This window comes from Roseovarius sp., assembly GCF_965277045.1.
Taxonomy (GTDB): domain Bacteria; phylum Pseudomonadota; class Alphaproteobacteria; order Rhodobacterales; family Rhodobacteraceae; genus Roseovarius.
This window is the reverse complement of sequence record NZ_OZ255712.1, coordinates 2,185,588-2,210,892: the sequence shown is the minus strand read 5'-3', so window position 1 is coordinate 2,210,892 and position 25,305 is coordinate 2,185,588. Positions and strand designations below refer to the sequence as shown.

Genomic DNA, 25,305 nt, shown 5'->3' with positions numbered 1-25,305 from the left:
GCGCAGATCAGTCTTAGATCAGGACTTCACGCTCTTCGTCGAAGTCAGGACCGTACATGTTGATTTCCATGCCGCATTCGATTTCGCGGATGATCGGTTTTGCCCATGCCATGATGGTTTCCTCCTTTGAATAACAGTCCAAAGATGACAACTCGGCCGCTTCATTGCGACTCTTAATTTCTGTGAAACGCTTAGACTTTAGTCCCGGTCCCCGGGGTCAAGCCGCGGGGCGAGGCCGTCGATGACGAAGCCCTGATTTCGTACTGTCTTGATCTCAAAGTAGAAATCGGCGTCGCGGAGTTTCTTGCGCAAATAGCCGATATAGACGTCCACCACGTTTTCGTTACCAGACCCTTCAGCCTGCCAGAGCGCATCGAAGATGTCGCCGCGTGGCAAAGGCGTGCCGTCATGGGCGATGAGAAGGCGCAGAAGGTCGTCCTCGCGCTCGGTCAGGGAGACCTTGGCGGTCTCGGTCTGCAGGCTCCGGTCGCGGGTCAGCGTGGCGGGCTGGGGGCGCTGCGAGGTCGCGCGGCGTTCCTGCACGCGCAGGCGGGCGACCAGTTCGTCGAAGCTGAAGGGTTTGACGACGTAATCGTCGGCCCCGGCCTCGAGCCCCGCGGTGCGGTGTTCGACATCCGAGAGCGCGGAGAGCATCAGGATCGGCAGGGTGGCGCCGCTCTCGCGGGCGCGGCGGACGAGGTCGAGGCCGCTGTCGGCGCCCAGCATGACGTCGATGATGGCGCCCGAGAAGGTCTCGGCCCGCAGCTTTTCGAGCGCGTGGTCATAGCGGTTGACCGTCTCGGCCTCGTAGCCGTGCAGGCCCAGCCCCCGCGCCAGGGCGGAGGTGATTTCCGGGTCGTCGTCGACGATCAGGAGGCGGGTCATGGCGGGCGGTCTCTTTCGCGGCTGCGGGCTTGAGGATAGCGCCGTTTTAGCCGGATGAAAGGGAAAGGCGAACCGCGATCTTTGTCCCGGGTGCTTCGCCGAGTGCGTCGGCGCGGGCGACCGGGCTTTCAAGGGTGATGGTGCCGTCATGGGAGTCGATGACCCAGCGGGCCAGCGCCAGCCCGATGCCGAAGCCCTGGGCCGAGGTGCTGCCCGATTGCGTGAAGCGTTCGAAGATGCCGGGCTGGTCGGCGGGGGCAATTCCGAACCCGTTGTCTATGACGGCGATTTCGGCGGTCTGGTCGCCTGTCTGCGTGTCGAGCCGGATCATGCCGCCGTCGCGGGCGTGGCGGATGGCGTTGCGCACGAGACCCACCAGCACCTGCCGGATCCAGTTGCGGTCGCAGGTCAGGGTGACGTCGGGGATGTCCGAGAGGGTGAGGGTCATGCCCGCATTGTCGGCCTCGGCGCGGATTTCCTCGTGCACTTCGGTTATGAGATCGCGCAGGGGAACGGGTGCGGGGTCCAGCGCCAGTTGGCCGCTGTCGGAGCGGGCCACGCGCAGAAGATCGTCGATGCGGCGGTTCAGACGCGCGGCGCGGGCCTCGATCGTGGCGAAGGCGTCGGCGTCCGGGCCGCCTGCCGCGCGGCCGATCTGGGCCTCCATCAGAATGACGGTTAGGGGGGTGCGCAATTCGTGGCTGACATCGGCGAAGAAGCGGCGGCGGTTCTCGTCGATCTCGGCCAGGGTTTCGTTGGCGGCGCGCAGTTCCTCGGTGCGGGCGGCTATGATGCTGCTGAGTTGCGCGCGGTCCTCTTCGACCGCCGATTTGCGGGCGGCGAGGGCGTGGGCCATGCGGTTGGTCTCGGCGTAGAGACCGCCGATCTCGTCCCGGCGGGTTTCGGGCAGGTCGATGGCGAAATTCTCTTGCCCGATCTTCTGGGCCGCCTCGCGCAGGCGGTCGAGCCGGGCGAATTGCGGACGGATGAGGCCGAAATAGAAGGCCAGCACCATCACCACGGCGGCGACGGCGATGCCGATGGCCGCCAGGCTCAGCTTCTTGCGAAGGGTGACGATCTCGGCGCGGATGTCGGCGCGGAACATCTGTTCGGTCTGGACCGCCTGGCTGAGCAGGGGGTCGAAGCCGGTGGCGAAGCTGTCGATATGGGCTTGCAGGCGGGGGCGGTCGATGTCGTCTTCGCCGAGGCCGCGCATGGTGCTGGACAGGAGCGCCTCCATCCGGGCGAGGCCGAGGGACTGGGTGCCGAAGCGGGACTGGGCGTCGAGGCCGAGATCCTGGGCCTCTTCGACCGCCTGGGCGACGTTCTGTTGCAGGCGCACGAAGGAGCTGCGCAGGTTCTCGACCACGGGTTCGAGGCGCTCGACCCGGGTGGAGGCGGGCATCTCGCGTTGCACGGCTTCGGTCGCGACGACGAGGAAGGTGGCGGCCTGGGTCGAGAGGCCCGCGTAGCCCGACATGCGCTGTTCGGCCTTGAGCGTGGCGTCGAGACGGTCCGAGACGGCCAGCAGACCCAGCCAGAGGATGAGCGCGGTGACCCATGTGCCGACCCCGAGGGCGAGGGCGCCGAGGCCAAGGAGGGTTTTCAGCGACATGGCAGGATCGCCTTTGTCACGGGCATTTGCGATGAAGTGCCGCGTTTTTTCGCACAATTTCTGGCGTGACGCGGTGCGCACGGTGCGGTTACGCTTTTCTTAGGGGAATTGGTTTTGGATGGTTGGCGGCACGGGAGCGAGGACCAACGCAACGCGTAAGGAACGGATATGATAGAGCTCCTGTTCGTCGCCTGCCTGGCGACAGATCCCACCCAATGCCGCGAACGCAGTCTTGTGTTCACCGATGTCACGCCGGTGCAGGGCCTTGCCGGGGCGCAGCCGGAACTGGCGCGATGGGTATCGACCCATCCCAACGAACGTGTACGGAGCTGGCGCTGCCGGACAGTGAACGATACCGAATTCGACATCTGAGCGCCCTCAGGTCTTGCGCTTCATCAGGCCGCGGGCGGGGTCGTAGCCCCAGATGGCCAGCGCGCAAAAGACAAGCGTGCTGCCTGTGACCCAGGCGAGCGCGGTCCAATTGATCTGCAGGTAGAGCGAGAAGCGGATGAGTTCGACCGCGTAGGTGAAGGGGTTGAGCGCGCAGATGTCGCGCAGGAGCGGTGAGCTTTCGGCCATTTTCCAAAGCGGATAGAGCGCCGAGGACATGAAGAACATCGGGAAGATGACGAAGTTCATCACGCCCGCGAAGTTCTCCAGTTGCTTGATGAAGCTCGACAGCACCAGCCCGAGGCCACCGAGCATCAGCCCGCCGAGGATCAGGCTGGGCAGGACTGTGAGGTACCCCCAGGTGGGCATGGTGATACCGAAGGCGGCGGCGATGGCGAGGAAGGTGTAGACCTGCAGCACCGAGATGATCGTGGCCCCGAACAAGCGGCAGATCAGCAGCCACCAGCGCGGGAAGGGGCTGGTGAGCAGCAGGCGCATCGAGCCCATTTCGCGGTCGTAGACGAGGCTGAGCGAGGATTGCATCCCGTTGAACAGCAGCACCATCGCGCACAAGCCGGGGACGATATAGGTCTCATAGGTGACGTAGGTCTGGTAGGGCGGGATGATCGACAGGCCAAGTGCCGCGCGGAAGCCGGCGGCGAAGATCAGCAGCCAGACGAGGGGGCGCACGAGCGCCGCGATGAAGCGCTCGCGCTGGTGGACGAAGCGCAGGAATTCGCGGGCGATGATGGCAATGGCGACGCGGAAGGTGCCGGTCATGCGACCTCCCCCGTGCGGCTGAGGAACCAGTCCGAGAGGCTTTGATCGCCGCGTGCGGCGCCTGCGGTGCCGCGGTGGATGATCCGGCCCTTGTGCAGGACGACGAGGTCGTCGCCGTCGCGTACCTCGTCCGTGAGGTGAGTGGTCCAGAGGACGCAGAGGCCCGTCTTGGTGAGGTCGTGAACGTGATCGGTGATGCCCTGCCGCGAGGCGGCGTCGAGGCCGACGGTGGGCTCGTCCAGCAAGAGGACGTGCGGGTCGTGAATGAGAGACCGCGCAAGTTCTGTGCGGCGGCGGTGGCCGCCGTTGAGGTCGCGGGCTTTCTCCTCTGCGCGGTGGCGCATGTCGAGCTGGTCGAGTGCGGCGTCGATGCGGCCCGGGATTTCGGATTTCGGCAGGCCTTGCAGGGCGGCGAAGTAGGCAAGGTTCTGGCGGACCGACAGGTTGAGGTCGAGCGTGGATTGCTGGAAGACGACGCCGAGCTTGCCGAGCGCCTTGCGGGGTTCGCGGCGCATGTTGTGGCCGGCGACGGTGATTTTGCCCTGGGGGGCCACCAGCAGGCGGGTCAGCAGGGCGATGAGCGTGGATTTGCCCGCGCCGTTGGGGCCGAGAAGCGCGCAGAAGGTGCCGGGGGCGACGTCGAACGCCACGTCGTCCAGCGCCTGTTTGGCGCCGTAGTTGAAGCTGAGGTCGTTGACGGTCAGGCCTGTGGTCACGTGGTCCGGTCCTTTGTCGTTACGGCGAGCTGTGCGCCGTCTGGCCCACCTTCCAGTGTCAGGGTCCGGTGTGCAAGCCGTGTCGCCTCGGCCATGTCGTGGGTCACGAAGAGCGTGGCGGGCTGGTGGCGGGCGATGAGTTGCTCGGTCAGGGTCAGCATCCGGTCGGCGGCGGTGGCGTCGAGCGAGACGAAGGGTTCGTCCATGATCAGCAGGTCCGGCTGGCCCGCGAAGGCGCGGGCGAGGGCGAGGCGGCGTTGCTGGCCGAGGGAGAGCTGGCCGGGGAAGAGGGTTTCCTTGCCGGTGAGGCCGACCTCTTCGAGCGCGGCGAGGGCGCGGTCGCGGGGCAGGCCGGGGTGCAGGAGCGTGAGGTTGTCGAGGGCGGAGCGCCACGGCAGAAGGGTGGGTTCCTGGAAGACCATGGCCATCGCCTCGGGCCGGTCGATCTGGCCGATGAAATCGGTGTCGATGCCCGAGACCAGCCGGAGGAGAGTGGATTTGCCGATGCCGGAAGGACCGACAAGGGCGACCGTTTCGCCCTGCGCGATCTCGAAGGCGATGGGGCCGAGCACGAGGTCGTCGCCAAAGCGTTTTTCGGTGATGGAGACGGTGATCATGCGCGGCGCCACCGGGTTGCGTGGCGTTCCCATGGTTGCAGCAAGGCCCATTCCACCAGCAGCATCACGGTGATGAAGGAAAAGGCGTAGACCAGCACCATGGCGACGTCGAAAAGCTGGAAATAGAGGTGGATCTGGAAGCCGATGCCGGAGGAACGGCCCAGGAATTCGACCACCAGCACGATTTTCCAGATGACGGCCACGCCGCCGCGGGCGGCGGCGGCGATGAAGGGGGCGAGCTGTGGCAGGGTGATATGGCGCAGGCGCATCCAGCCTGACATGCGGTAGACGCGGGCCAGCGCGTCAAGCTGTGGGTCCATGGCGCGGGCGCCTTCGCGGATGACGATGGCGACGTTGGGCACCTTGTTGAGCGTGACGGCGGCGATGGCTGCGGCCTCGGTCAGGCCGATCCAGAGGTAGCAGAGCACGATCAGCACCAGCGCGGGCAGGTTGAGGAAGATCACCAGCCACGGGTCGAGCCAGCGGTTGAGAGCGGGCGACCGGCCCATGGCGAGGCCGATGATCCCGCCAAGCGTCATGGCGAGGCAGAAGGCCCAAAGCACGCGCAGGAGGGTGGCCGAGAGGTGGGTCCAGAGCTCGCCGCTGGCAATTTCCTGGGCGAAGAGGGGCGCGAGGGCCCAGGGGGTGGGCAGGACCTGCGGGTCGGCCTTGAGCGTCGAGGCCACGACCCAGAGCGCGAGGAGCCCCGCGATGGAGAGAAGCGGCGTCAGCTTGCTTTGCATTTACTGGACGTCGGCAAAGAGGCCGTCGGGGAGCGTGTCGGCCTGCCCCACGAGTTCCGCGCCGCCGAGGTCGTGCATCAGGCTGAGAAGGGCCTGGGCGGAGTCGGTGTCGATGGGTTTGCGGGCCGGGATGCCGGCGATCCAGTCGGTGCGGAGTTGCTCGAATTCGGCGTCGCTGTCGGCGTTCATCATCGGGCGCAGGTCTTGCCAGATATCGTCGGAGGACATCAGCAGGGTCTTGGCTTCGCGGCTGGCCTCGAAGAAGGACTGGGCGAGGTCGGGGTTCTCCGACAGGAAATCTTCCTTGAAATAATAGCCCAGTAGGGGTGTTTCGGGGTCGAGGCCCAGTTCGCGGGCGGCGGTGTCGACAGAAATGAGTTCGCGCATCCCGGCGGCCTTCATCTTGGCAAGGTAGTGCCAGTAATTGATGGCCCCCGCGAGGCCGCCGTCAAGGGCGGTGCGGAAGATCAGGGGAGGGGCGCCGAAGACCTGTTCGGTCTTGGCCTCCAGATCGAGGTCGTACGCCTGTTGCGCATAGGCGCGCAGGATGAGCCAGGATTTGTCGAGTGGGCCGCCGGCGATGCCGATTTTCTGCCCGGACAGGTCGGCCAGTGTTTCGGCGGTGGAGTCCTGTGGGACCACGATGCCGCCCACGGCGCGGGAATAGGGGAGGAAGACATAAGGCTTGCCCGCAGCGCGTTGACGGGCGACCCAGATCCAGTCGGCGACGGCCATGTCGGCCTCGCCGCCCTCAACGGCGATGCGGGTGGCGCTGTTGTCGGCAAAGGGCTGAATGTCGAGGGTGAAGCCGTGTTTTGCGTCGAGGCCTTCATCGACGATGGTCTGAAGCTCCCAGTTGACGGTGCCGATCTTGAGGGTGGCGGCGCGTATCGTGGGGGGCTCTTGGGCGTAGGCCGCCATGCTGCTTAGCAGGAAGGAGAGAGATGCTATGATGCGCAACATGGCGGGCCTTTACTCCATGGGAGAACCGTAAATTTACTCGGCGCGGCGTTCGACCTCGTTCAGGTCCGCGTCGAGTTCGATGTCGAACTGGTTGCCGCCCTTGCAGATGACGTCGTCAAGTTCGTAGCCGCCGTCGTCTTCGGCTTCGATATCGTCGGGGTCCATTTGGCATTCGACGGAGGCGAGCCAGGCCTCGATCTTTTCGACGGTGGCGGCGTCGACCGCGTCATCGTCGGCGAGGGCGGGCGAGGCGACCAGCGCTGCGATCAGGAAAATGCGTTCCATTCGAGAGGTCTCCGTTACTGGATGTTGAAGGTGACTTGTTGCGTTTCGCCGGTGGAGCCGGGGATGCGCAGGGTGTGGCTGCCCGGCTTGATGGCGATGAACGAGAGCGTGGCGACGCCGGCATCGTCGAATTCGAGGGAGTCGATGGCCATGGGGCGCACTTCGATCTTGTTGATGACGATCTCGTTCATCCAGATCGCGCGGAAGAAATCGCTGCCCGTGACGGCCAGTTCGGCCGAGCCGTCGGCGGTGATTTCAAGCGTGTAATAGGCGCCCGATTGAAGGTTCACGGAGCCTGTCTCGTGCAGGGGCTGGCCCGAGGCAAGCGTGATCGGGATCGTGTCGCCGCGGTTGCAGGCCGCCAACAGGCCGGCAAAGCCGAGGTCGTCGCAAAGCGGCGCGGCGACTGCGGGGCCGGTGAGGCAGGTTGCGGCGGTGGCCGCGGCCATCATCAGTTTCTTCATTTTTTCTGTCTCCTTCATTATTCGATGGTCACCACGCCCCAGGGCTGTTCGCCAACCTGGATGGAGCGCACGGCTTCTTCCTTGGCCACGTCGATGACGGTGATGTCGTTGGAATTGCCGTTGGTGGTCAGCAGGTATTTCTCGTCCGGTGTGAAATCGAGCTGCCAGACGCGCTGGCCCACGAGGATGTAGTCGAGCACCTCGAGGCTTTGGGCGTCGACCACGGCGACGCGGTTGGAGGGGCCGAGCGCCACGAAGAGGCGCTTGCCGTCGGAGGTGACCTTGGCGCCCACGGGTTGCAGCCATTCGGGTTGCACATTTGGAACCTCGAAGCTGATTTTATCCACAAGCGTCGGCGTGCCGTCCTCGGCGATGTCCATGACGCTGACGGTGCCGCCGATCTCGGAGGTGACGAAGAGGCGCGTGCCGTCGGCGGTGTACTGGGCGTAACGCGGGCGCTGGTCGACCAGGATGTTGTGCTTGATCTCGTAATCCTCGGTCGAGATGAAATGCGCCATGTTGGTGGTCTCGGAGGTGTTCACGACCCACTTGGCATCCGGGCTCATGCCCATGCCTTCGGGCTCGACCCCCACGGGGACCTCGGCCAGCACGGTGCGGCTGTCGGTGTCGGTGACGGTAACCAGGTTGTCATCCTCGTTGGCGATATAGAGCCGCTTGCCGGAGGGTTCGATGATGAAAAGCTCGGGGTCGGGGCCGGAGGGCAGCGAGGGCAGTTCCTCGTAGGTTTCCGAATCGAACACGCGGACGAGGTTGTCGTCCGAGGCGCAGACATAGATCTTTGTGCCATCAGGGCTGGCGGTGATGCCGCGGGGGCGGTTGCCGGCGAAAAACTCGTCGATCACTTCCCAGGTTTCGGTGTCGACCACCGTGATGGTGTTGCCACGCTCGTTGGTCACGAAAGCCTTGCCGGCCAGCGCGGGCCCGGCGGTGAGCGCCAGGGCGGAGGTCAGAAGGAGTGCCTTGAGTTTCATGTGTTCCCCTTAGTTGCTGAAGGCCGTGCAGGCCGATTCCGGGCGGTCCAGGCCGAGCGTGTCCTGCACGGCGTTCTGGTGCAGGAACCCTTCCTGCGGGCTGACGCTGACGGTGACGCGGTCGTCATAGAGCATGACCTGCTGGCGCATCTGGCCGTTCCAGTCGCGGAAGGTGACTTCCTGCCCCTTGAAGCCGGCCAGTTCGAACTGGTCGGAGAGCAGGTATTCCTTTACGCCGTCGGGTTCGGCGGTCTGGGCGCGGGTCACGGCCTCGCCCACAGCGCGCAGGGCGATCCAGACGTTGTAGTCGGCGTCCTTGATGTAGCGGCCCGCCAGGTCCTCGAACCGGGTCTGAAGCTGGGTCGCGCCGTAGGCTTCGTGTCCGCCGTGCATCTGCACGGGGCGCAGGCCCGAGGAGCCCATCACCGGGCGCGGGTCCCACAAGTGATAGGTGAGGTAGGCCGCGAAATAGTCGGTCTCATCCGCGGTGATGACCACGTCATGCTCTGGCAGGTCCTGCATGAAGGTAGGCAGTTGGCGCTGGACGAGCACGTGGCCGGAATCCGTGCGGCGGGCGCCGCCGGTGTCTTCGAACACGCGTTCCTCGACGATGTTGGCGCCGAACTTGGTGGCGGCGCGGCGATAGGCGTCGGCCAGCGCGATGTCGGCGGGGTTGGAGCCAGAGATGAGCACCCAGCGGGGCCATTTCTTCCAGATGGCGAATTGCGCGATGGCATCGGCCTGCTGGGCATAGCTGGTGGCGGTGTGCAGGAGGTTGGCGCGGCAGTCCTCATTGCGCATGGCCATGTCGCCGGCGCGGGCGTTGAAGACCAGTGCGCCCTCTTCGGCAGCACGGTCGGCGAGGCGCAGAACGTCCTCTTCCCGGGCGTGGATGACGATCAGGCGGATGCCCTCGGCGAGTATGTCATCCAAGGCGGCATCGGCGGCGTCGGGCGCGGCGGATTTCTGGATCGTCTCGTAGGTATGGCCCATGAAACTGCCGGTGGAGTTGTTGTCCTGATCGGCCAGCGCGGCACCGGCGAAGCCCAGATCCTCGGGCGCCTCGTCGAAGCGCGAAATGGGGCGCTGGACCTGGTAATCGACCCTGAGAACGGCAGCGCGCACGTCGATGGCGGCGGCAGATCCTGCGGTGAAAATCAGCGTGACGGCGCAGAGCAGCGCGGCCGCGAAAAGCGTCGCAAATCGGTTCAGCACTTTTATCCTCCCTTACCGCGAAGTTGGTCTTCGCGGCACGACCAATACCAATTGCCGTGTTTCGCAATCACTGTACGCAACGCAGAATGAAGGGCGACTCTTAACTTCTAAGAACGTCCGTATGCGATTGATATTGTTCCTGTTCCTGGCTTTCGCCCCGGCTGCGTACGCGCAAGGGGAGGTGGCCTTTTTCGGGCTGCATCTGGAGGACAGTTCGGACGAGACAACGCAATCTTCGTCGCTGATGGCCGGGGGGCCGGAAGCCGCTGATCTGGCCCGCGTGGAGATGCTGGAAGGGATGCTCGCGGAGCGATTCGAGATCGAGGGCTACACGCTGGTGGACCTTGCGCCGGTGGCGGAGGAGCTTGAGCGGGTTAGCAACCCGGCGAGCTGTTACGGATGCGATATTCGCATGGCCGGGACGCTGGGCGCAGAGTTCATCCTTGTGGGCGAGATCAACAAGGTGTCGCCGGTGCTGGTGTCCATCGCGGTGCAGTTGAAGGATGCCGCCAGCGGCGAGATCGTGAAGGGCGGCAGCGTCAGCGTGCGCGGCAGCACCGACGAGATCTGGGCGCGGGGGATGCGACAAATCTTGAAAAACCGAATCTTCAGGGAGGAAGATACATGAGAAGACGAGTGTTCATGGCGAGCCTGACGGCGCTGATGCTGCCGGGCATGGCGTTGGCGCACGGGCCGACGCGGCAGAAGGTGACGCTGACCACCGACGTGGCGGCGGAGCCGGCGGAGGTCTGGGAGGCGATCGGGAATTTCCAGGACATGTCCTGGCACCCGGCGGTGCATGCGACCGAAGGAGAGGGCGGCAACGAGGTTGACGCCACGCGCGTGCTGACGCTGGGCGAGGAAGGTGGGCCGACCATCGACGAGATCCTCTACAAGTACGACGCCGAGAAGATGAGCTATTCCTACCGGATCACCGAGGTCGCGGTCGAGGTGCTGCCGGTGACGAACTACTCGTCCCACCTGACGGTGAAGCCGCGTGACGGGGGCGGGTCGATCGTGGAATGGCGGGGCGCGTTCTATCGCGGCTATCCGAACAACGAACCGCCGCCCGAACTGAACGACGAGGCGGCGATTGCGGCGGTGAGCGGCGTCTACCAGGCGGGGCTGGATGCCCTGACCGAGAGGTTCGGTGAGCCGGGCTCTTAATGCGCTGGCGCTTTGCCTGGCCACGCCGGTGGCCGGGCAGACCGCCTTTGTCACCTGTCAGCCTGCCGATGCGTTGAGCGTGATTGACGTGGCCCGAGGGGTCGAGATCGATCGCTGGGACGTGGCGGGCAAGCCTGCCGGGGTCGCCGTTGGTGGCGATGCGGTCTATTCCGTCTCCCCGGATACCAAGACCGTGCGGCGGTTTTCGCCCACCGGCAGGCTTTTGAATGAAACGATATTGGATGGCGGGCCGACCGGCGTGGCGCTGGATGCCGCGCGCGGGCGGCTGTTCGTGTCGGACTGGTATAATGCGCGGCTTTGGGTGCTGGATGCTGAAAGCCTTGAAGTTTTGCAGGAGCTTGAGACCGGGGCTGAGCCGGCGGGGATCGCGCTGTCGGGCGATGGGCGGATTTTGGCCAGTGCCGAGAAGGATGCCGACCGGGTGTCGGTTTGGGATGCCGAGACTTTGGAGGTTCTGCACCGGGTGGATGTGGGCGAGCGGCCCTATGGGTTGGGGTTCGCGCCGGACGGGCGGCTCTTCGTGGGCAACGTGGGCAGCAATGACGTGAGCGTCGTGGATTCGGGAGCCGGCGCGGTGGTCGCCACGGTGCCGGTGGGTCAGCGGCCTTATGGCGTGGCCTTTGCAGGCGGGCGGGCGTTCGTGACCAACCAGTATGCGAATTCCTTGAGCGTGATCGACCTTGAGACGCTCATGCCGGTGGAGGACGTCAGCGTGGGTGAATATCCCGAGGGGATCGACGCCACGGCGGATGGGACGCGCGTGGTCTTTGCCAACTGGTTCGAGAACACGGTGACCGTGATGGACGCCCGAACGCTGAACGTGATATATGACGTGGAGACATGCGACGGCCCGCGGGCCTTTGGCATATTCCTGTCGGGAGGAGACACGGAATGATTGCAACATCCATGCGCGCCTTGGGGGCGCTGTGCCTGATGGCGGTGCCGGCGCTGGCCGGGACGTGGGAGGATCTGAGCGCCGAGATCTACGGCGAGCGGGCGCTCTTGGACGGTGCGCAGGTGATCGCCATCGACGCGCCGTATCGGACCGACAACGATGCGCGCACGCAACTGGCCGCGCATGTTGTGGCGCCGGAGGGGACCGAGATTGCCAGCGTGACGCTGGTGATCGACGAGAACCCGATGCCGGTGTCGGCGGTCTTTGACCTGGATGCGCCGCTGCACGCCTTCTTTTTCGACGTGACCATGCGGATCAACGGGCCGACGCCGTTGCACGTGGTGGCCGAGACGACCGATGGGCGGCTCTTCGTCTCTGAGGCCTTCGTCAAGACCTCGGGGCAGGGAGCCTGCGCGGCGCCGCCGGGCACCGACCCGAAGCTTGCGCTGGAAACGCTGGGGCGGATGCAGATCGAGCTGGCCGGTCGGCTGACGGGCCTGGGGCAGAGTGCGGCGGACAAGCTGGCGAACCGTCTGAACCGGATGGACGTGGACATTTCGCACCCGTCGCATTCGGGGATGCAGATGGACCAGATCACGCTGCTGTTCTTGCCCATGCGTTATGTCGAGACGGTCGAGATCGACCTGGACGGTGCGGGATATGTCGAGATGACGGGGTCGATTTCGCTTTCGGAGAACCCGCAGGTGGCGCTGTCGGTGCCGAGCCGGGCGCAGGCGGTGGACGTGACCATGACGGATACCGATGGCACCGTCACACACGCGCACAAGAAACTGACAGGATACTGAGACGGGCTGACCCCGGGCACTTGCTGCGCGCCCAGGGTCTGTCGTTGGAAGTTACTCGCAGGCCGTGGCGAAGCGTGCGGTCTTGTTCTCCACGTTTTCGACGGTCAACGTGCAGCCGTTTTCAAGCTCGACTTCCGAGCCGGACTCTGCGGATTGCACGTTGAAGCCGTTGACCGCAAAGCGCACGGTGTCGTCGGCGATGGAGCTGACGAAGATGCGGATGTCGCCATCGTTGAGGACCGCGGTGGAGCCGACACCGAAGGTTTCGGTGTCTTCGCCCGATGCGGAGCCGCTGTCGCCGGAGCCTGAACCGCCTTCGCTGAGCTGAGCCTCGAGTGCTGCGACCCGTTCTTCGAGCGCGGCGATCTTGTCAGTGCTGGACTGAGCGCCCTCGGAGCCTTCGCTGTCGCTTTCGGATGCGGCAGCTTGTTCCTCTGAACCTTCGCTGCTGCTTTCTGAAGATGCGGCTTGCTCTTCGGAGCCTTCGCTGTCGCTCTCGGAAGACTCGGCTTGCTCTTCGGAGCCTTCGCTATCGCTTTCTGAAGATGCGGCTTGCTCTTCGGAACCTTCGCTGCCGCTCTCGGAGGAGGCGGCTTGCTCTTCTGAGCCTTCGCTGCCGCTCTCGGAAGACGCGGCCTGTCCCTCGGAGCCTTCGCTGTCGCTCTCGGACGAGGCGGCTTGTTCCTCGGAACCTTCGCTCTCGCTCTCCGATGCGGCGGCTTGCTCTTCGGAGCCTTCGCTGCCGCTCTCGGATGCGGCGGCTTGGTCTTCGGAACCTTCGCTGTCGCTCTCCGATGCGGCGGCTTGGTCCTCGGAACCTTCGCTGTCGCTTTCGGACGCGGCGGCTTGTTCTTCGGAGCCTTCGCTGTCGCTTTCGGAGGAGGCGGCCTGCTCTTCGGAACCTTCGCTGTCGCTCTCGGTGGAGGCAGCTTGCTCTTCGGAGCCTTCGTTGTCGCTCTCGGAGGAGGCGGCTTGTTCTTCGGAGCCTTCGCTGCCGCTCTCGGATGCGGCGGCTTGTTCTTCGGAGCCTTCGCTGTCGCTCTCGGAGGAGGCGGCCTGCTCTTCGGAGCCTTCGCTGTCGCTTTCGGCGGAGGCAGCTTGCTCCTCGGAGCCTTCGCTGTCGCTTTCGGAGGAGGCGGCTTGTTCCTCGGAACCTTCGCTGTCGCTCTCGGAGGAGGCGGCTTGCTCTTCGGAGCCTTCGCTGTCGCTCTCGGACGATGCGGCTTGCTCTTCGGAACCTTCGCTGCCGCTTTCGGAGGAGGCGGCTTGCTCTTCGGAACCTTCGTTGCCGCTCTCCGAGGAGGCGGCTTGTTCCTCGGAACCTTCGCTGTCGCTTTCGGAGGACGCAGCTTGCTCTTCGGAACCTTCGCTGTTGCTCTCGGCGGAGGCGGCTTGCTCCTCGGAGCCTTCGCTGTCGCTTTCGGAGGAGGCGGCTTGCTCTTCGGAGCCTTCGCTGTCGCTTTCGGCGGAGGCGGCTTGCTCTTCGGAGCCTTCGCTGCCGCTTTCGGAAGACGCAGCTTGTTCCTCAGAGGTTTCGCTGCTGGCCTGGGCGGTCTGGTCGCCCAGCGGCTCGGGTTTCGGGCGCAGGGCTGCCACTGCCAGAAGCACGGCGACGGCCGCGATCAGGACCCCGTAAATCAACTTGTCATTCAATGTTTCCACTCCCAGGTCTAAGTGTTTTCGTTGCGTGAGTCGTTTCCGAACCATATGGGACGACCCGGCCCAACGGCAAATTCACGGCGTCTATTCGCCTGTCAGGGGGTGGGGAACGGCTTAACTTCTTCCAGTGGAAAATCATGAAACGCCCACCCGTCCGTACCATCGGGGAACCAGTAGACGTTCGAATGGTTCCATTCGATTGCGCGTTTCGCGGCGTTCCAGCTCATCCAGCAGTCTTCGAGGCAGAAGAAAACCACCGGGTGGACGGGGTCGTCTCCTGTGGCGTGATCGAGCCCGGCGCGGAAGTAATCCGCGGTGACATCGGCGATTGCGCCATATCCGACATTGGGAAGCCACACCGCGCCGGGGATGCTGGAACGGGGCTTGTCACGCCAGATGGTGCCTTCGGGCAGGTTCTCGGGTTTCGGCGCGCGGGGAAGAACGTCGATGAAGGCGGCTTCGCCTGCTTCCCATAGGGTGTGGGCCTCTTCCGCTTCGATGACGGTGCCGCCCTGGAGCGTGGCAGGAACCGGGGCGCGGTAGTGGTCCATGCGGTAGTCGGAGGGTTCAGGGACGTCTTGTGCGGTGGCTGCGGTGGTGGCCCCGGCCGCGAGGGCGAGGGCCACCAGGAGGCGTTTCACTGGCCCGTTTCCATCATTTCGTTGCCCATGTCGCTGACCAGCGGCACGCCGGCCTCGACCAGAAGCGCGTTGATCTCGTCCTGATGACGGCGGATGAGCGAGTTGAGCTCGCGCTGCCAGACTTTCTCACCTTGCCGCACGCCCATGGTGATGCGGAAGAAGAGGCGCGGGGGCAACTCCTCTTTGATGAGGGGGATGACCTTCATGCCGGGGTAGTCGGTCTTGACCAGCGGGCCGCCGAGCGGACCCCACAGGATGGCGGCGTCGATGTCGCCGGCCTTGAGGTCGTCGAGCATGTTCGTGGCCGGGTTCTCGTGTCGGCGGTCGACGACGAGATTGTAGGGCTTAGCCTTGCCAATGAGCCCGTGCCGCGCGAGATGCGCCGAGGGCGGCGTGCCGGCGATGATGCCGATGCGGGTGCCTTTCAGGGCGTCGTCGGTGAGGCGCTCGACCGAGGCGAGGGCGCTGTCCTGCGGGACGATCAGGGTATAGACCGAGCTGAAATAGTGGTTGGTGTTCAGCACCAGCTCGTGGCCCTGGGCGTAGCCCATCACGATGTCGCAGCGCTTGACCTTGAGCGTGTTGCGGATGAAGCCCGTGGCCTGCGGGTACCAGGTGTATTGCACCGGCAGGTCCAGCTTGGACGCGATGAGGTCCGCCAGTTTGTTCTCATACCCGGTGCCCTCCTTGGTGGACATGGGGTAATTGGCCGGATCGGCGCAGACGCGCAGGGCGTTCTGCGACACGAGATCGGAGGTCTGGGCCGTCGCCGGCCCGGACATCATCAGCGCCGAAAAGCAAAGCGCCGCCGACCCGGTGAGGCGGGCGGCGGCGCGCAATGCTGCGGATTTAGCCCATGCAGGCATCTTCGTCCTCTTGGATCGATTCCGACTTGGCCTCTTTCGAGCCGGGGCGTCCGCGCGGGACGGCCTCCATGCCGCGGGCCTTGAGATAGACGTAGATGTCGTCGAGATAGCACATCACGTTCGGGTTGTCGCCGAAGTGGGGCATGACGGAGTTGCCGTTGCCACGGCCATTCACGACGACATCGTAGAAGTCGTAATAGCCCATGTGGACGGCGGAATTCTTGACCTTGGGGGCGTAGGACGAGCCTTCGCCATCGGGGCCGTGGCAGACGTGGCATTCGGCGTGATAGCGGCGGAAGCCCGAGAAGGTCAGCCAGTCTACGGTGCCGTCCTCGGCCACGTTGTAGGTGGGAACGTCTTCTTCGTTGAAGTAACGCCCGCCTTCTTCGTAGGCGACGGTCTCGTCGTGTTTTGCAGGATCGACCGGCTGATCGCTCCAGTTCTGAGCCGAGGCGGTGATCGGAAGTGCGACCAGGGCCGAGGCGAGTGTCAAGCGGAGTCCGGTGCTCATGATGCGGTCATACCTTTCCTGTTTTGGGTACTGATAATGCGTCGTTTATTCTGGGCACGGGGCCGGCCCTCCGCATTGGAGGACCGGCCCCGGCTGTTGCGTAACGCTTAGTCCGGCAGGGCGAACACGGTCAGCTGGCCACCCAGCGCGGTGTAGTCGCTGAGAGCGGCATAGCCACCCACGGCGCCCAGACCGTCATTGGGGTTGGTCAGACCGGCCGCAAGACCGATGCCGGCCCAGCCGCCGACGCCCGAGAGGACGCCGATGTACTGTTTGCCGTCGCGCTCGTAGGTCATCACGTTGCCGATGATGCCCGAGGGGGTGCGGAACTTGTAGAGTTCCTCGCCCGTGGAGGTGTCGACCGCCTTGAGGTAGCCTTCGAGCGTGCCGTAGAAGGTGATGCCACCGGCGGTGGTCAGAGCACCGGACCAGACCGAGAACTGCTCGGGGTTGGACCACTTGATCTCGCCGTTGATGTTATCCCAGGCGATGAAGTTGCCCATGCCGCCATGGCTGTCCGGGGCAGGGTACATCGACAGGGTCGCGCCCACATAGGGCTGACCTGCGGTGTAGCTGACGCGGAACGGTTCGTAGTCCATGCAGACGTGGTTGGTCGGCACCAGGAACAGCTGGGTTTCCGGGTCATAGGCCGCCGGTTGCTGGTCCTTGGTGCCAAGCGCCGCCGGGCAGATGCCGGTGGAGTTGACGTCTTCGCCGTTCTGCTCGGTGGAGTACTGTGCCACCACTTCGGGACGACCGTAGTTGTCGGACTCGGGGTCCATGTCGACGCCGGAGGTCCAGTTCACGACCGGGTCGTACTTTTCGGCGACCAGAAGTTCACCCGACACACGGTCCATGGTGTAGGCCAGACCGTTACGGTCGAAGTGGGTCAGCAGCTTGCGCTCTTCGCCGTCAATTTCCTGCTCCGTGAGGATCATTTCGTTGACGCCGTCGTAATCCCACTCGTCATGCGGGGTCATCTGGTAGAACCACTTGGCCTCGCCCGTGTCGATGTCGCGGGCCATGACGGTCATGGACCAGCGGTTGTCGCCGGGACGCTGCGAGGGGTTCCACGTCGACGGATTGCCGGTGCCGTAGTACATCAGGTTCTCTTCGAGATCCGCCGAGTACCAGCCCCAGGTGGTGCCGCCGCCGATTTGCCACTGGTCGCCTTCCCAGGTGTTGGTGCCGGAGTTCTCGCCGACAGGCTCGCCCAGATGGGTCGTGTTCTCGGGGTCCACGAGGATGTCCTCGTCGGGGCCCATCGAGTAGGCGCGCCAGGCCTGGGTGCCATCCGACATGTTGTAGGCAGTCACGTGACCGCGCACGCCGAACTCGCCGCCCGAGATGCCGACGATGACCTTGTCCTTGACCGGAAGCACGGTCGCGGTGTTGGTCTCGCCGATGGACGGGTCGCCGTTGACCACTTCCCATTCGACCGAACCGTCGTCGGCGTTGAGCGCCACGACCTTGGTGTCGGCCTGGTGCAGGAAGATCTTGCCGTCGGCATAGGCCACACCGCGGTTGACGGTGTCACAGCACATCACCGGAATGACGTCCGGATCCTGCTTGGGCTCGTACTTCCACTTGATCTTGCCTTCGTCGGCCAGATCGAGCGCGTAGACGATGTTGGGGAAGGGCGTGTGGACATACATGGTGTCGCCCACGACGAGCGGTGAGCCTTCGTGACCGCGCAGAACGCCGGTCGAGAAGGTCCATGCGACCTGCAGGTCACCCACGTTTTCCTTGTTGATCGAATCCAGCTTGGAATGGCGCTGGTTCTTGTAGTCGCCCGTCTGGATCGCCCATTGGCTGGGGTCGTCCATCTGCGTGACAAGGTCGTCGTTGGCGACGGCCATGCCAGCGCAGAGCGCCAGACCCGAGGTTAAAAGCATAAGCTTCTTCATTGTAGTCCTCCCATGGAAGCAGCGGTTTGCCGCTGCATTGGAATGGTCGATGTATCGACCGTTAAAGCGGGGGTCCCAAGCTCTCTCCTTCAAGGAGCCCCCGCGTCTCGGACGTGCCGCGTTATTCGCCCGTGGAGGCGAGATACGCGATCACGTTCATTCTTTCTTCCTCCTTGCGCAGACCGGCGAAGGCCATCTTGGTGCCCTTGGCATAGTCGCGCGGCTTTTCGAGGAAGGCCGCCAGTTCTTCGGGCGTCCATTCCTTGCCCTCGGCGCCCATCTCGGCCAGCACGTCGGAATAGTCGAAATCCTCGTTGGCCGCGACGGGCTTGCCCACGATGCCGGTCAGCACGGGGCCGACCTTGTTTTCGGCGCCTTCGCCGACGGCGTGGCAGGCCTGGCATTTGCGGAACACCTTTTCACCGGCTTCGGCGTCGCCTTCGACGTCTTGCGCGAAGCCGAGGGCGGAGGTGGTGGCCAGCAGGCCGGCAGCGAGGATGGTACGGATGGTCAAGGTGATGTCTCCCTAGTCAACAGTGTCAGTACACACATCATTGCAGCAGGCGTTCGGCGTGCCACGAAACATGGTCGGCGGCGAAGGTCTGCACAAAGAAATAAGAATGGTCATAGCCCGGCTGGATCCGGATCTGGCCGGGCTGACGGCGTTTGGCCATGGTGTCGGCCAGCGCCTCGGGTTTCAGCAGGTCGAGGAACTGGTCGCTCGATCCCTGGTCGATCAGGACGTCACCCTTCCAGCCGTGTTCTTCCAGCAGAAGGGTGGAGTCGTGCTGCGCCCACGTGCTTTCGTCGTCGCCCAGATAGGCGCTGAGCTGTTTGCGGCCCCAGTCCGAACGGGTCGGGTTGGCGATGGGCGCGAAGGCCGAGAGCGACTCGAACTTGTCGGGGTTGCGCATGGCGATGGTCATGGCGCCGTGCCCGCCCATGGAATGGCCGGTGATGCCGTGACGGTCCTGCACCGGCTGGGTTTCCGAGATGATCGCGTAGAGCTCGTTCACGATGTAGTCGTACATCCGGTAATGCTGCCGCCACGGGTCGCAGGTGGCGTTGACGTAAAAGCCCGCGCCCTGGCCCAGGTCATAGGCCTCGTCATCGGCCACGTTCTCGCCCCGGGGCGAGGTGTCGGGGAACACCAGCGCTATGCCTTCGCGCGCCGCGTGTTCCTGGAAGCCGCCCTTGGTCATGGCGTTTTCGTGGTTGCAGGTCAGGCCCGACAGGTACCAAAGCACCGGAACCGGGCCATCCTTGGCCTGCGGAGGCTGGTAGACGGCGTAGGTCATCTCGCAGGCGCAGGTGTTGGAACTGTGCTTGTAGACGACCTGTTCGCCGCCGAAGCTCCTGTTCTGAGAGACGACCTCGATGGACAAATCAGAACTCCACCACCGCGCGGATCGACTTGCCCTCGTGCATCAGTTCGAACCCGTGGTTGATCTCTTCCAGCTTGAGCTTGTGGGTGATCATGGGGTCGATCTCGATCTTGCCGTCCATGTACCAATCGACGAATTTCGGCACGTCCGTCCGACCCTTGGCGCCGCCGAAGGCGGTCCCTTTCCAGACCCGGCCGGTGACCAGCTGGAAGGGGCGGGTGGAGATTTCGGCGCCCGCGGGGGCCACGCCGATGATGACCGAGCAGCCCCAGCCGCGGTGCGAGCATTCCAGCGCGTCGCGCATCACCTTGACGTTGCCGGTGGCGTCGAAGGAATAGTCCACGCCGCCGATCTGGTCGTTGCCCTTCTTGGTCATGTTCACGATCTCCTGGACCGTGTTCTCGACCTTGGTGGGGTTCACGAAGTGGGTCATGCCGAACTTCTTGGCCATCTCGGCCTTGTCGTCATTGAGGTCGACGCCGATGATCATGTCGCAACCCGCCATGCGCAGGCCCTGGATCACGTTGAGGCCGATGCCGCCGAGGCCGAAGACCGCCGCGGTGGAGCCGATCTCGACCCCGGCGGTGTTGATCACCGCGCCGATGCCGGTGGTGACGCCGCAGCCGATATAGCAGATCTTGTCGAATGGCGCGTCCTCGCGCACCTTGGCCAGCGCAATCTCGGGCATGACCGTGTGGTTGGCGAAGGTCGAGCAGCCCATGTAGTGGTGAATCGGCGTGCCATCCAGCATCTTGAACCGGGTGGTGCCGTCGGGCATCAGGCCCTGGCCTTGGGTGTTGCGGATCGCGGTGCAGAGATTGGTCTTGCCCGACAGGCAGGACGCACACTCGCGGCATTCGGGCGTGTAGAGCGGGATCACGTGATCGCCGGGTTTGAGCGTGGTGACGCCTTCGCCCACTTCCATCACCACGCCGGCGCCTTCATGGCCCAGAATGGCGGGAAAGATGCCCTCGGGGTCGTCGCCCGAGCGGGTGAATTCGTCGGTGTGACACAGGCCCGTGGCCTTGATTTCCACCAGAACCTCGCCGGCCTTGGGGCCTTCGAGTTCGACTTCCATAATCTCCAGTGGTTTGCCGGCCTCGAGGGCCACGGCAGCTTTGGTGCGCATGATAGTGTATTTCCTCCCGTTCGCGCCGCAGACAGGCACGTGAATCAAGGTTATGGTAGGGGGCGGCTATGCCGCCGCACAATTAGTACCTTGGTTGGTATTCCATTGTGAACCCTTGCCGGGGATGGATGGGCATGTTCCCATGGGACCAAGGGAGGACCGTATGAGGACGCTGGTTTTAACGGCATTCGCCGCCGTCATGGGCACCGCCGCGCCATTGGTGGCGGCGGATTTTTCGGACCCGACATGGCCCTGCGTTCAGCGCAAGGTCGAAGAGCTGTCGTTGGGGCTGATGTGGCCCATCGCGCTGCCGGAGGACGAGGTCGAGGATTCGGCGCTGGCGGCGGATATCCGGGACCTTGCCGGCACGCTGGCCGTGCGACGGCTGGAGATGGACGCGTTGCGGCAGGCGGCGGAGGAGTTTGCCGGGCGCTGGCCGGAGGACAGGGCGGACAACCTGGGCCGGGCGTTCGCGCAGACGTTCAAGTCGCTCAACACCCGCCGGTCGCGGATCATCAACGGGATCGCGGATTTCTCGCTGGGGCAGATCGCGCTGGCCGAAAAGATCGACGAGATGCGGCTGGAGATGGACACGGCGCTGGAGGCTGACGCGCCGGATTACGACCGGATCGACGAGCTCGAGGAAAAGCTGGACTGGGACCAGGTGATCTATTCCGACCGGCAGCAGTCCATCACCTACCTGTGCGAGACGCCGCAGCTGATCGAGAAGCGGCTCTTTGCCATCGCGCAGATGCTGCAGGGCGTGGCCAAGGACTAGGCGCTATTCCCATTCCAGTTCGGTGAAGGCGACGGTGGCGTTGCGGGGATTGTAGGCCTCGAAAAGCTGCCAGTTGTCGGCCTCGCTGTCCGCGATCGTGGTGACGGCATCGCCAAGGCGGGTGCCGTTCGCAATGGCGGCGCGGGTGTCGTCGCGCAGGGTTTCGAGATAGCGGCGCTGGTCCTTGGCGCCTTCGGGCCAGTCCAGCACCGGGCCGCCATGCCCCGGCACGATGCGCGCGATGTCCAGTGTTTGCAGCTGTTCTAGAACGTCGAGCCAGCCCAGGACGCTGCCGTCGAGGGCGGGTGTGTGCTGGTGGAAAACGAGATCGCCGGTAAAAAGCGTGCCGGTTTCCTGGTCCAACACGGTCAGGTCGTTGCCGGTATGGGCGGTGGGCCATGCGTGCAGGGTGAGGATGCGGTCGCCGAGGTCGATCTGCATCGGCGCATCGGGCTCTACGGTGATGTCCGCGTCCGGGGCGGTGGAGCCGGCGAACGCGGGGCCGATGAGGCGCGTGAGGCTTTCCGCGTAATTGGCCTGCCGGTCGGCCAGCGCGCGGGGCAGGGTGGCGTGGGAGACGATATTGGCCCCGGTAGTGCGAAAGGCGTCGGTGCCCAGCACGTGATCGGGATGCATATGGGTCAGGATGACGTGGCTGAGGGGCTTGTCGGTATGCTGGCGGATCGCGCGCCAGAGCGCCTCGCCGATCCAGCGGGCGGAGCCGGTGTCGATCACCGCGACGCTGTCGGCGCCCACGATGAAGCCGAGATTGGCGACGTCGCCGCGATTTTCGGTGTCGGGTTCCTCGATCCGGCCCAGATGGGCGAAAACGCCCGGTGCAACCTCGGTCACGTCAAGCGCGGGGCCAGCAGCTACGCAGCGCGGGTCGTCGAATTTCTTTGACAATTCGGGCAGTTGCGCCTCGCACGCGGCCTGTGTGGGCGTCTCGTACCCCGCCAGCAGCATGTCGCGGCAGGCCGGGTCGGCCCCGCCAGAGGCAAGTGCAAGACAGGCTATGACCACGATTTCGAACATGGCCGGATCTTGCCACACGCGATTGTGAGGTCCATGCCCCATTTCGTATAAGTGGATTTTGCCGCCGTTTCGTGGCATAACACGGTCGCAATGCGGGAGGAGACCGTATGAGACATGCAATTGCATCCGTCCTGGCGCTCGGCCTTGCGGCCTCTGCCGGGTGGGCTGAGGAGGCGGTCAAGAACCCCTTGACCGAAAGCCCGACCTGGCAGGATCTGCGCTATGACGTGCTGGGCGAGGCCACGCTGGAGGAGGCGGAGGGCCCGCTCAGCGTTATGGCGCCCTACCGCGCCCATGACGCCGCGACCGTGCCGGTGCACCTGAAGCAGACCGATCCCGACGCGCAGATCACGTCGGCCACCGTGGTGATCGACGAGAACCCCGCGCCTGTGGCCGGGGAATTCACCTTCGGGACCGGCATGGGACCGCTCGATTTCGAGATGCGGGTGCGGGTGAACCAGTATTCCAACGTGCGGGTGATCACCGAGACCGAGGACGGTCTTTTCATGACCGGGAGGTTCGTGAAGGCGTCGGGCGGCTGTTCGGCCCCGGCCTCGAAAGACCCCGAGCAGGCGCTGGCGGGCATGGGGCAGATGAAGCTGCGCAGCTTTGGTGAGACGGCGGCAGTGTCCACGCCCCGGCGCGAGGCGCAGATCATGATCCGGCATCCGAACTATTCCGGGCTGCAACGGGACCAGGTCACGCAGCTGTTCATCCCGGCGCATTTCATCGACACGATCGAGGTGCGGCAGGGCGACGAGATGCTGTTCTCGATGACTGGGGGCATTTCGATTTCGGAAAACCCGTCTTTCCGGTTCTTCTATAACGACAACGGGTCGGCCAACCTGACGGTGAAGGCCACGGATACCGAGGGTAACGTGTTCGAAAGCACCTTGCCGAAATCGCTGGACGGCTGAGCACCGCTTGATCGCCGGAATGTAAAAAGCGCGTGTCTGGATGCCGACACGCGCTTTTCTTTTTCACCAAGGCAAGGTCGCTGTCAGGCAGCGATGGTGATGTCAGACTTTTTTGCAGGGTCGGACGCCTTGCCGAAGAACGTGTCGTGCAGTGCCTTGATCGCCGGGTCGCGGTCTTCGCGTTCGAGGATGAACTGCGTGTCGACGTGGCGCGGGCCCTGGGTGGCACCCAGAGAGGCCATGCCGTTGTCGTCCAGCGCCTGAAGGCCGCGTTGCAGGGTGCTGAGCCCGTCGAGATCGCGCCCGATGACAGAGACCAGCGCCAGTTTGCGGTTGCGGATCTCGGACTGGGGGTATTTCTCGGCCAGATCGTCCGCAACCTTGCGCATGGCCTTGACCGATGCATCGACGTAATGCGTGATCGTGTTGGCGTTTGACGCCTTGGACACGATGCGCACGTCGTGGCGCGTCAGGGTGTCGAGGATGGCGGCGTCGTAGCCTTTGACGCCGACCATGTCCTGTTCGAACACTTCCAGCGCGATGATGTCGAGGCCCGTAACCATCTCGACCGCCGGTGTGTCGGCGGGTTGATCGTCGATGACCGTGCCGGGTTCATCCGGCTCGAACGCGTTGGTGACGCGCAGGGGCACGCCGGCCTGTCGCAGTGTCTTGGCGGCGGAGGGGTGGATCGCCTCCATCCCGAGGTTCGCCATCTGGTCGGCCACGTCGTAGTTGGTGTGACCCAAGGTGCGCACGTTCTCGGCGCCGACCAGCTTGGGGTCGGCAGAGGAGAGGTGGAACTCCTTGTGGATGATGGCTTCGCGCGCGCCTGTGAGGGCGGCCATCTGGGAAAACGTCACCTCGGAATAGCCTCGGTCGAATTCCTTCATCAGGCCCTCGCGGCACTGGGCATAGCCGGTGACGATGGGCATCTCGGTGGCCGGGTCGACGCTGGACATGGCGTTGTTGATGCGCTCGTCCAAGGTGACTTCGCCATCTTCGCGCCAGCCGGTCAGGTCCACCGCGCGGGCATTCACGCCGGCGCGCTTCAACACCAGTGCGGCAACGTGGGCGCTGTGCGCCTCGCCGAGGCCCGACAGCAGCTCGCGAATATGCATAAGGTGCGCGTTCAGGCGGAAATGGCCGTAGGAACACAGGCGCTGCAGATCGATCAGGCAGTTGCGCGCGCCCTCGATGCGTTCATTCACGAAGGCCGTGGCCTGCGATATGTCGCCGGGATGCTCGAGCACTTCCTCGTGCGCCTTGATCATGGCGCGACAGGCGCGGGTCAGCGCGTCGTGCCAGCCGTGATCGTCTTCGGCGTCGGCGAACGCCGCATAGGCACCATCCTCGCCCGTCTTCTTGTGCTCCAGCAACATGTCGGTGATGCCGCCGAAGGCCGAGACCACGAAGATGCGGCCATACTGAGGCTCTCCGTCCTTGATGAACAGGGTGTCGCGCAGTTCGTGCAGGCGGGACATGGAGGTCCCGCCGATTTTTTCCACTGTGTGGGTCATGGGGTCACGCCTCGGCGGTTTCGGGCGCCGCGTAGGAGCCATCTTCGCGATGGACCTCGTTGCCGGTGACCGGCGGGTTGAAGCAGCAGGCCATGACCAGCTCTTCGGTGGCGCGCAGGATGTGGCGGTCGTGCTTGTCCAGCGCATACATCACGCCGGGCTTGATCTCGTGGGTTTCGCCGGTGGCGATATCGGTGATCGAGCCGGTGCCCTGCATGCAGTAGACGCTCTCGAAGTGGTTCTTGTACTCGAACGTGTGTTCGGAACCGGCCTCGAGGAAGGTGATGTGGAACGAAAAGCCCATGTTGTCGTCTGCCAGCAGCATTCGGACGCTTGTCCAGTTGGCGTCCGAAACGACGCGGTCCTTCTCGGTCTCGGTGATCTTGTTGAAGTCTCTGACAATCAT

30 protein-coding genes are annotated in these 25,305 nt (G+C 64.4%); 7 read left to right on the top strand and 23 right to left on the bottom strand.

The window, feature by feature from the left end:
* Positions 1 to 13: 13 nt before the first annotated feature.
* From pqqA to ACQY4V_RS11155, 3 genes are all read right to left on the bottom strand, one after another.
* The gene (gene pqqA / locus ACQY4V_RS11165) at positions 14 to 112 is read right to left on the bottom strand and encodes a pyrroloquinoline quinone precursor peptide PqqA (protein WP_057796095.1); all 99 of its coding nucleotides are present in this window, start codon (positions 110 to 112) and stop codon (positions 14 to 16) included.
* 86 nt (positions 113 to 198) lie between these two features.
* Positions 199 to 885 carry a response regulator transcription factor gene (locus ACQY4V_RS11160; RefSeq protein ID WP_428511673.1) on the bottom strand — a complete coding sequence of 229 codons (687 nt, stop codon included), beginning with the start codon at positions 883 to 885 and terminating at the stop codon, positions 199 to 201.
* Positions 886 to 931: 46 nt separating this feature from the next.
* The gene (locus tag ACQY4V_RS11155) at positions 932 to 2,500 is read right to left on the bottom strand and encodes an ATP-binding protein (RefSeq protein ID WP_428511671.1); all 1,569 of its coding nucleotides are present in this window, start codon (positions 2,498 to 2,500) and stop codon (positions 932 to 934) included.
* Positions 2,501 to 2,668: 168 nt separating this feature from the next.
* Here ACQY4V_RS11155 and ACQY4V_RS11150 point away from each other — a divergent pair, with 168 nt between their 5' ends.
* Positions 2,669 to 2,872, top strand: a complete 204-nt coding sequence (locus ACQY4V_RS11150) for a hypothetical protein (RefSeq protein ID WP_428511669.1) — start codon at positions 2,669 to 2,671, stop codon at positions 2,870 to 2,872.
* A 6-nt stretch (positions 2,873 to 2,878) separates the two neighbouring features.
* Here ACQY4V_RS11150 and ACQY4V_RS11145 read toward each other — a convergent pair whose 3' ends face one another.
* Genes ACQY4V_RS11145 through ACQY4V_RS11105 form a run of 9 tightly spaced genes read right to left on the bottom strand, consistent with a single transcriptional unit; the run spans position 2,879 to position 9,662 of the window.
* Entirely contained in the window at positions 2,879 to 3,670 is a 792-nt protein-coding gene (locus tag ACQY4V_RS11145; RefSeq protein ID WP_428511667.1) for an ABC transporter permease, read from the bottom strand.
* Positions 3,667 to 4,386 (bottom strand): ABC transporter ATP-binding protein, encoded by a 720-nt coding sequence (locus ACQY4V_RS11140; RefSeq protein WP_428511665.1) that lies wholly within the window; start codon positions 4,384 to 4,386, stop codon positions 3,667 to 3,669. The genes ACQY4V_RS11145 and ACQY4V_RS11140 overlap by 4 nt, the downstream gene beginning before the upstream one ends.
* On the bottom strand, positions 4,383 to 5,036 hold the full coding sequence (locus ACQY4V_RS11135; RefSeq protein ID WP_428511663.1) for an ABC transporter ATP-binding protein: 654 nt from the start codon (positions 5,034 to 5,036) through the stop codon (positions 4,383 to 4,385). The genes ACQY4V_RS11140 and ACQY4V_RS11135 overlap by 4 nt, the downstream gene beginning before the upstream one ends.
* Positions 5,000 to 5,746 carry an ABC transporter permease gene (locus tag ACQY4V_RS11130; protein ID WP_428511661.1) on the bottom strand — a complete coding sequence of 249 codons (747 nt, stop codon included), beginning with the start codon at positions 5,744 to 5,746 and terminating at the stop codon, positions 5,000 to 5,002. Before ACQY4V_RS11130 ends, ACQY4V_RS11135 begins: the two co-directional genes overlap by 37 nt.
* Positions 5,747 to 6,709 carry an ABC transporter substrate-binding protein gene (locus ACQY4V_RS11125; RefSeq protein ID WP_428511659.1) on the bottom strand — a complete coding sequence of 321 codons (963 nt, stop codon included), beginning with the start codon at positions 6,707 to 6,709 and terminating at the stop codon, positions 5,747 to 5,749.
* A gap of 33 nt (positions 6,710 to 6,742) precedes the next feature.
* A complete protein-coding gene (locus ACQY4V_RS11120) occupies positions 6,743 to 6,994 on the bottom strand; it encodes a PepSY domain-containing protein (protein WP_428511657.1) in 252 nt (83 codons plus the stop codon).
* Between the two features lie 14 nt (positions 6,995 to 7,008).
* Positions 7,009 to 7,458, bottom strand: a complete 450-nt coding sequence (locus tag ACQY4V_RS11115) for a hypothetical protein (RefSeq protein ID WP_428511656.1) — start codon at positions 7,456 to 7,458, stop codon at positions 7,009 to 7,011.
* A 17-nt stretch (positions 7,459 to 7,475) separates the two neighbouring features.
* Complete coding sequence (locus tag ACQY4V_RS11110) at positions 7,476 to 8,450, bottom strand: YVTN family beta-propeller repeat protein (RefSeq protein ID WP_428511654.1); 975 nt, start codon at positions 8,448 to 8,450, stop codon at positions 7,476 to 7,478.
* A 9-nt stretch (positions 8,451 to 8,459) separates the two neighbouring features.
* A complete protein-coding gene (locus ACQY4V_RS11105) occupies positions 8,460 to 9,662 on the bottom strand; it encodes an ABC transporter substrate-binding protein (protein ID WP_428517225.1) in 1,203 nt (400 codons plus the stop codon).
* Positions 9,663 to 9,798: 136 nt separating this feature from the next.
* Here ACQY4V_RS11105 and ACQY4V_RS11100 point away from each other — a divergent pair, with 136 nt between their 5' ends.
* Genes ACQY4V_RS11100 through ACQY4V_RS11085 form a run of 4 tightly spaced genes read left to right on the top strand, consistent with a single transcriptional unit; the run spans position 9,799 to position 12,554 of the window.
* Entirely contained in the window at positions 9,799 to 10,293 is a 495-nt protein-coding gene (locus ACQY4V_RS11100; protein ID WP_428511652.1) for a DUF3280 domain-containing protein, read from the top strand.
* Positions 10,290 to 10,832, top strand: a complete 543-nt coding sequence (locus ACQY4V_RS11095) for an SRPBCC family protein (RefSeq protein ID WP_428511650.1) — start codon at positions 10,290 to 10,292, stop codon at positions 10,830 to 10,832. The genes ACQY4V_RS11100 and ACQY4V_RS11095 overlap by 4 nt, the downstream gene beginning before the upstream one ends.
* Positions 10,816 to 11,748, top strand: a complete 933-nt coding sequence (locus tag ACQY4V_RS11090; protein ID WP_428511648.1) for a YncE family protein — start codon at positions 10,816 to 10,818, stop codon at positions 11,746 to 11,748. The genes ACQY4V_RS11095 and ACQY4V_RS11090 overlap by 17 nt, the downstream gene beginning before the upstream one ends.
* Positions 11,745 to 12,554 carry a quinoprotein dehydrogenase-associated SoxYZ-like carrier gene (locus ACQY4V_RS11085; RefSeq protein ID WP_428511646.1) on the top strand — a complete coding sequence of 270 codons (810 nt, stop codon included), beginning with the start codon at positions 11,745 to 11,747 and terminating at the stop codon, positions 12,552 to 12,554. The genes ACQY4V_RS11090 and ACQY4V_RS11085 overlap by 4 nt, the downstream gene beginning before the upstream one ends.
* A gap of 51 nt (positions 12,555 to 12,605) precedes the next feature.
* On the opposite strand, the gene ACQY4V_RS11080 is transcribed toward ACQY4V_RS11085, so the two are convergent.
* From ACQY4V_RS11080 to ACQY4V_RS11045, 8 genes are all read right to left on the bottom strand, one after another.
* Positions 12,606 to 14,207: a hypothetical protein gene (locus ACQY4V_RS11080; RefSeq protein WP_428511644.1), complete on the bottom strand. Its 1,602-nt coding sequence runs from the start codon at positions 14,205 to 14,207 to the stop codon at positions 12,606 to 12,608.
* Positions 14,208 to 14,308: 101 nt separating this feature from the next.
* Positions 14,309 to 14,854 (bottom strand): PQQ-dependent catabolism-associated CXXCW motif protein, encoded by a 546-nt coding sequence (locus ACQY4V_RS11075; protein WP_428511643.1) that lies wholly within the window; start codon positions 14,852 to 14,854, stop codon positions 14,309 to 14,311.
* Positions 14,851 to 15,720, bottom strand: coding sequence for a substrate-binding domain-containing protein (locus ACQY4V_RS11070; RefSeq protein WP_428511642.1), 870 nt, complete (start codon positions 15,718 to 15,720; stop codon positions 14,851 to 14,853). The genes ACQY4V_RS11075 and ACQY4V_RS11070 overlap by 4 nt, the downstream gene beginning before the upstream one ends.
* Positions 15,704 to 16,231, bottom strand: coding sequence for a c-type cytochrome, methanol metabolism-related (locus tag ACQY4V_RS11065; RefSeq protein WP_428511640.1), 528 nt, complete (start codon positions 16,229 to 16,231; stop codon positions 15,704 to 15,706). The genes ACQY4V_RS11070 and ACQY4V_RS11065 overlap by 17 nt, the downstream gene beginning before the upstream one ends.
* A 107-nt stretch (positions 16,232 to 16,338) precedes the next feature.
* Positions 16,339 to 18,138, bottom strand: a complete 1,800-nt coding sequence (locus tag ACQY4V_RS11060) for a methanol/ethanol family PQQ-dependent dehydrogenase (RefSeq protein ID WP_428511638.1) — start codon at positions 18,136 to 18,138, stop codon at positions 16,339 to 16,341.
* A gap of 121 nt (positions 18,139 to 18,259) precedes the next feature.
* Positions 18,260 to 18,652, bottom strand: a complete 393-nt coding sequence (locus ACQY4V_RS11055; RefSeq protein ID WP_428511636.1) for a c-type cytochrome — start codon at positions 18,650 to 18,652, stop codon at positions 18,260 to 18,262.
* Positions 18,653 to 18,689: 37 nt separating this feature from the next.
* Positions 18,690 to 19,517 carry an S-formylglutathione hydrolase gene (gene fghA / locus ACQY4V_RS11050; protein ID WP_222451038.1) on the bottom strand — a complete coding sequence of 276 codons (828 nt, stop codon included), beginning with the start codon at positions 19,515 to 19,517 and terminating at the stop codon, positions 18,690 to 18,692.
* 7 nt (positions 19,518 to 19,524) lie between these two features.
* Positions 19,525 to 20,652: an S-(hydroxymethyl)glutathione dehydrogenase/class III alcohol dehydrogenase gene (locus ACQY4V_RS11045; protein ID WP_222450851.1), complete on the bottom strand. Its 1,128-nt coding sequence runs from the start codon at positions 20,650 to 20,652 to the stop codon at positions 19,525 to 19,527.
* A gap of 163 nt (positions 20,653 to 20,815) precedes the next feature.
* Here ACQY4V_RS11045 and ACQY4V_RS11040 point away from each other — a divergent pair, with 163 nt between their 5' ends.
* Positions 20,816 to 21,430 carry a hypothetical protein gene (locus ACQY4V_RS11040; protein ID WP_428511634.1) on the top strand — a complete coding sequence of 205 codons (615 nt, stop codon included), beginning with the start codon at positions 20,816 to 20,818 and terminating at the stop codon, positions 21,428 to 21,430.
* A 3-nt stretch (positions 21,431 to 21,433) separates the two neighbouring features.
* Here the strand turns inward: ACQY4V_RS11040 and ACQY4V_RS11035 are convergent, their stop codons facing one another.
* Complete coding sequence (locus ACQY4V_RS11035; RefSeq protein ID WP_428511632.1) at positions 21,434 to 22,465, bottom strand: quinoprotein relay system zinc metallohydrolase 2; 1,032 nt, start codon at positions 22,463 to 22,465, stop codon at positions 21,434 to 21,436.
* A gap of 107 nt (positions 22,466 to 22,572) precedes the next feature.
* On the opposite strand from ACQY4V_RS11035, the gene ACQY4V_RS11030 reads away from it, so the two are divergent.
* Positions 22,573 to 23,382: a quinoprotein dehydrogenase-associated SoxYZ-like carrier gene (locus ACQY4V_RS11030; RefSeq protein WP_428511630.1), complete on the top strand. Its 810-nt coding sequence runs from the start codon at positions 22,573 to 22,575 to the stop codon at positions 23,380 to 23,382.
* Between the two features lie 83 nt (positions 23,383 to 23,465).
* On the opposite strand, the gene ACQY4V_RS11025 is transcribed toward ACQY4V_RS11030, so the two are convergent.
* Both ACQY4V_RS11025 and ACQY4V_RS11020 read right to left on the bottom strand, forming a co-directional pair.
* On the bottom strand, positions 23,466 to 24,899 hold the full coding sequence (locus tag ACQY4V_RS11025; protein WP_428511628.1) for an aspartate kinase: 1,434 nt from the start codon (positions 24,897 to 24,899) through the stop codon (positions 23,466 to 23,468).
* Positions 24,900 to 24,903: 4 nt separating this feature from the next.
* Entirely contained in the window at positions 24,904 to 25,305 is a 402-nt protein-coding gene (locus ACQY4V_RS11020; protein ID WP_222450846.1) for an ectoine synthase, read from the bottom strand.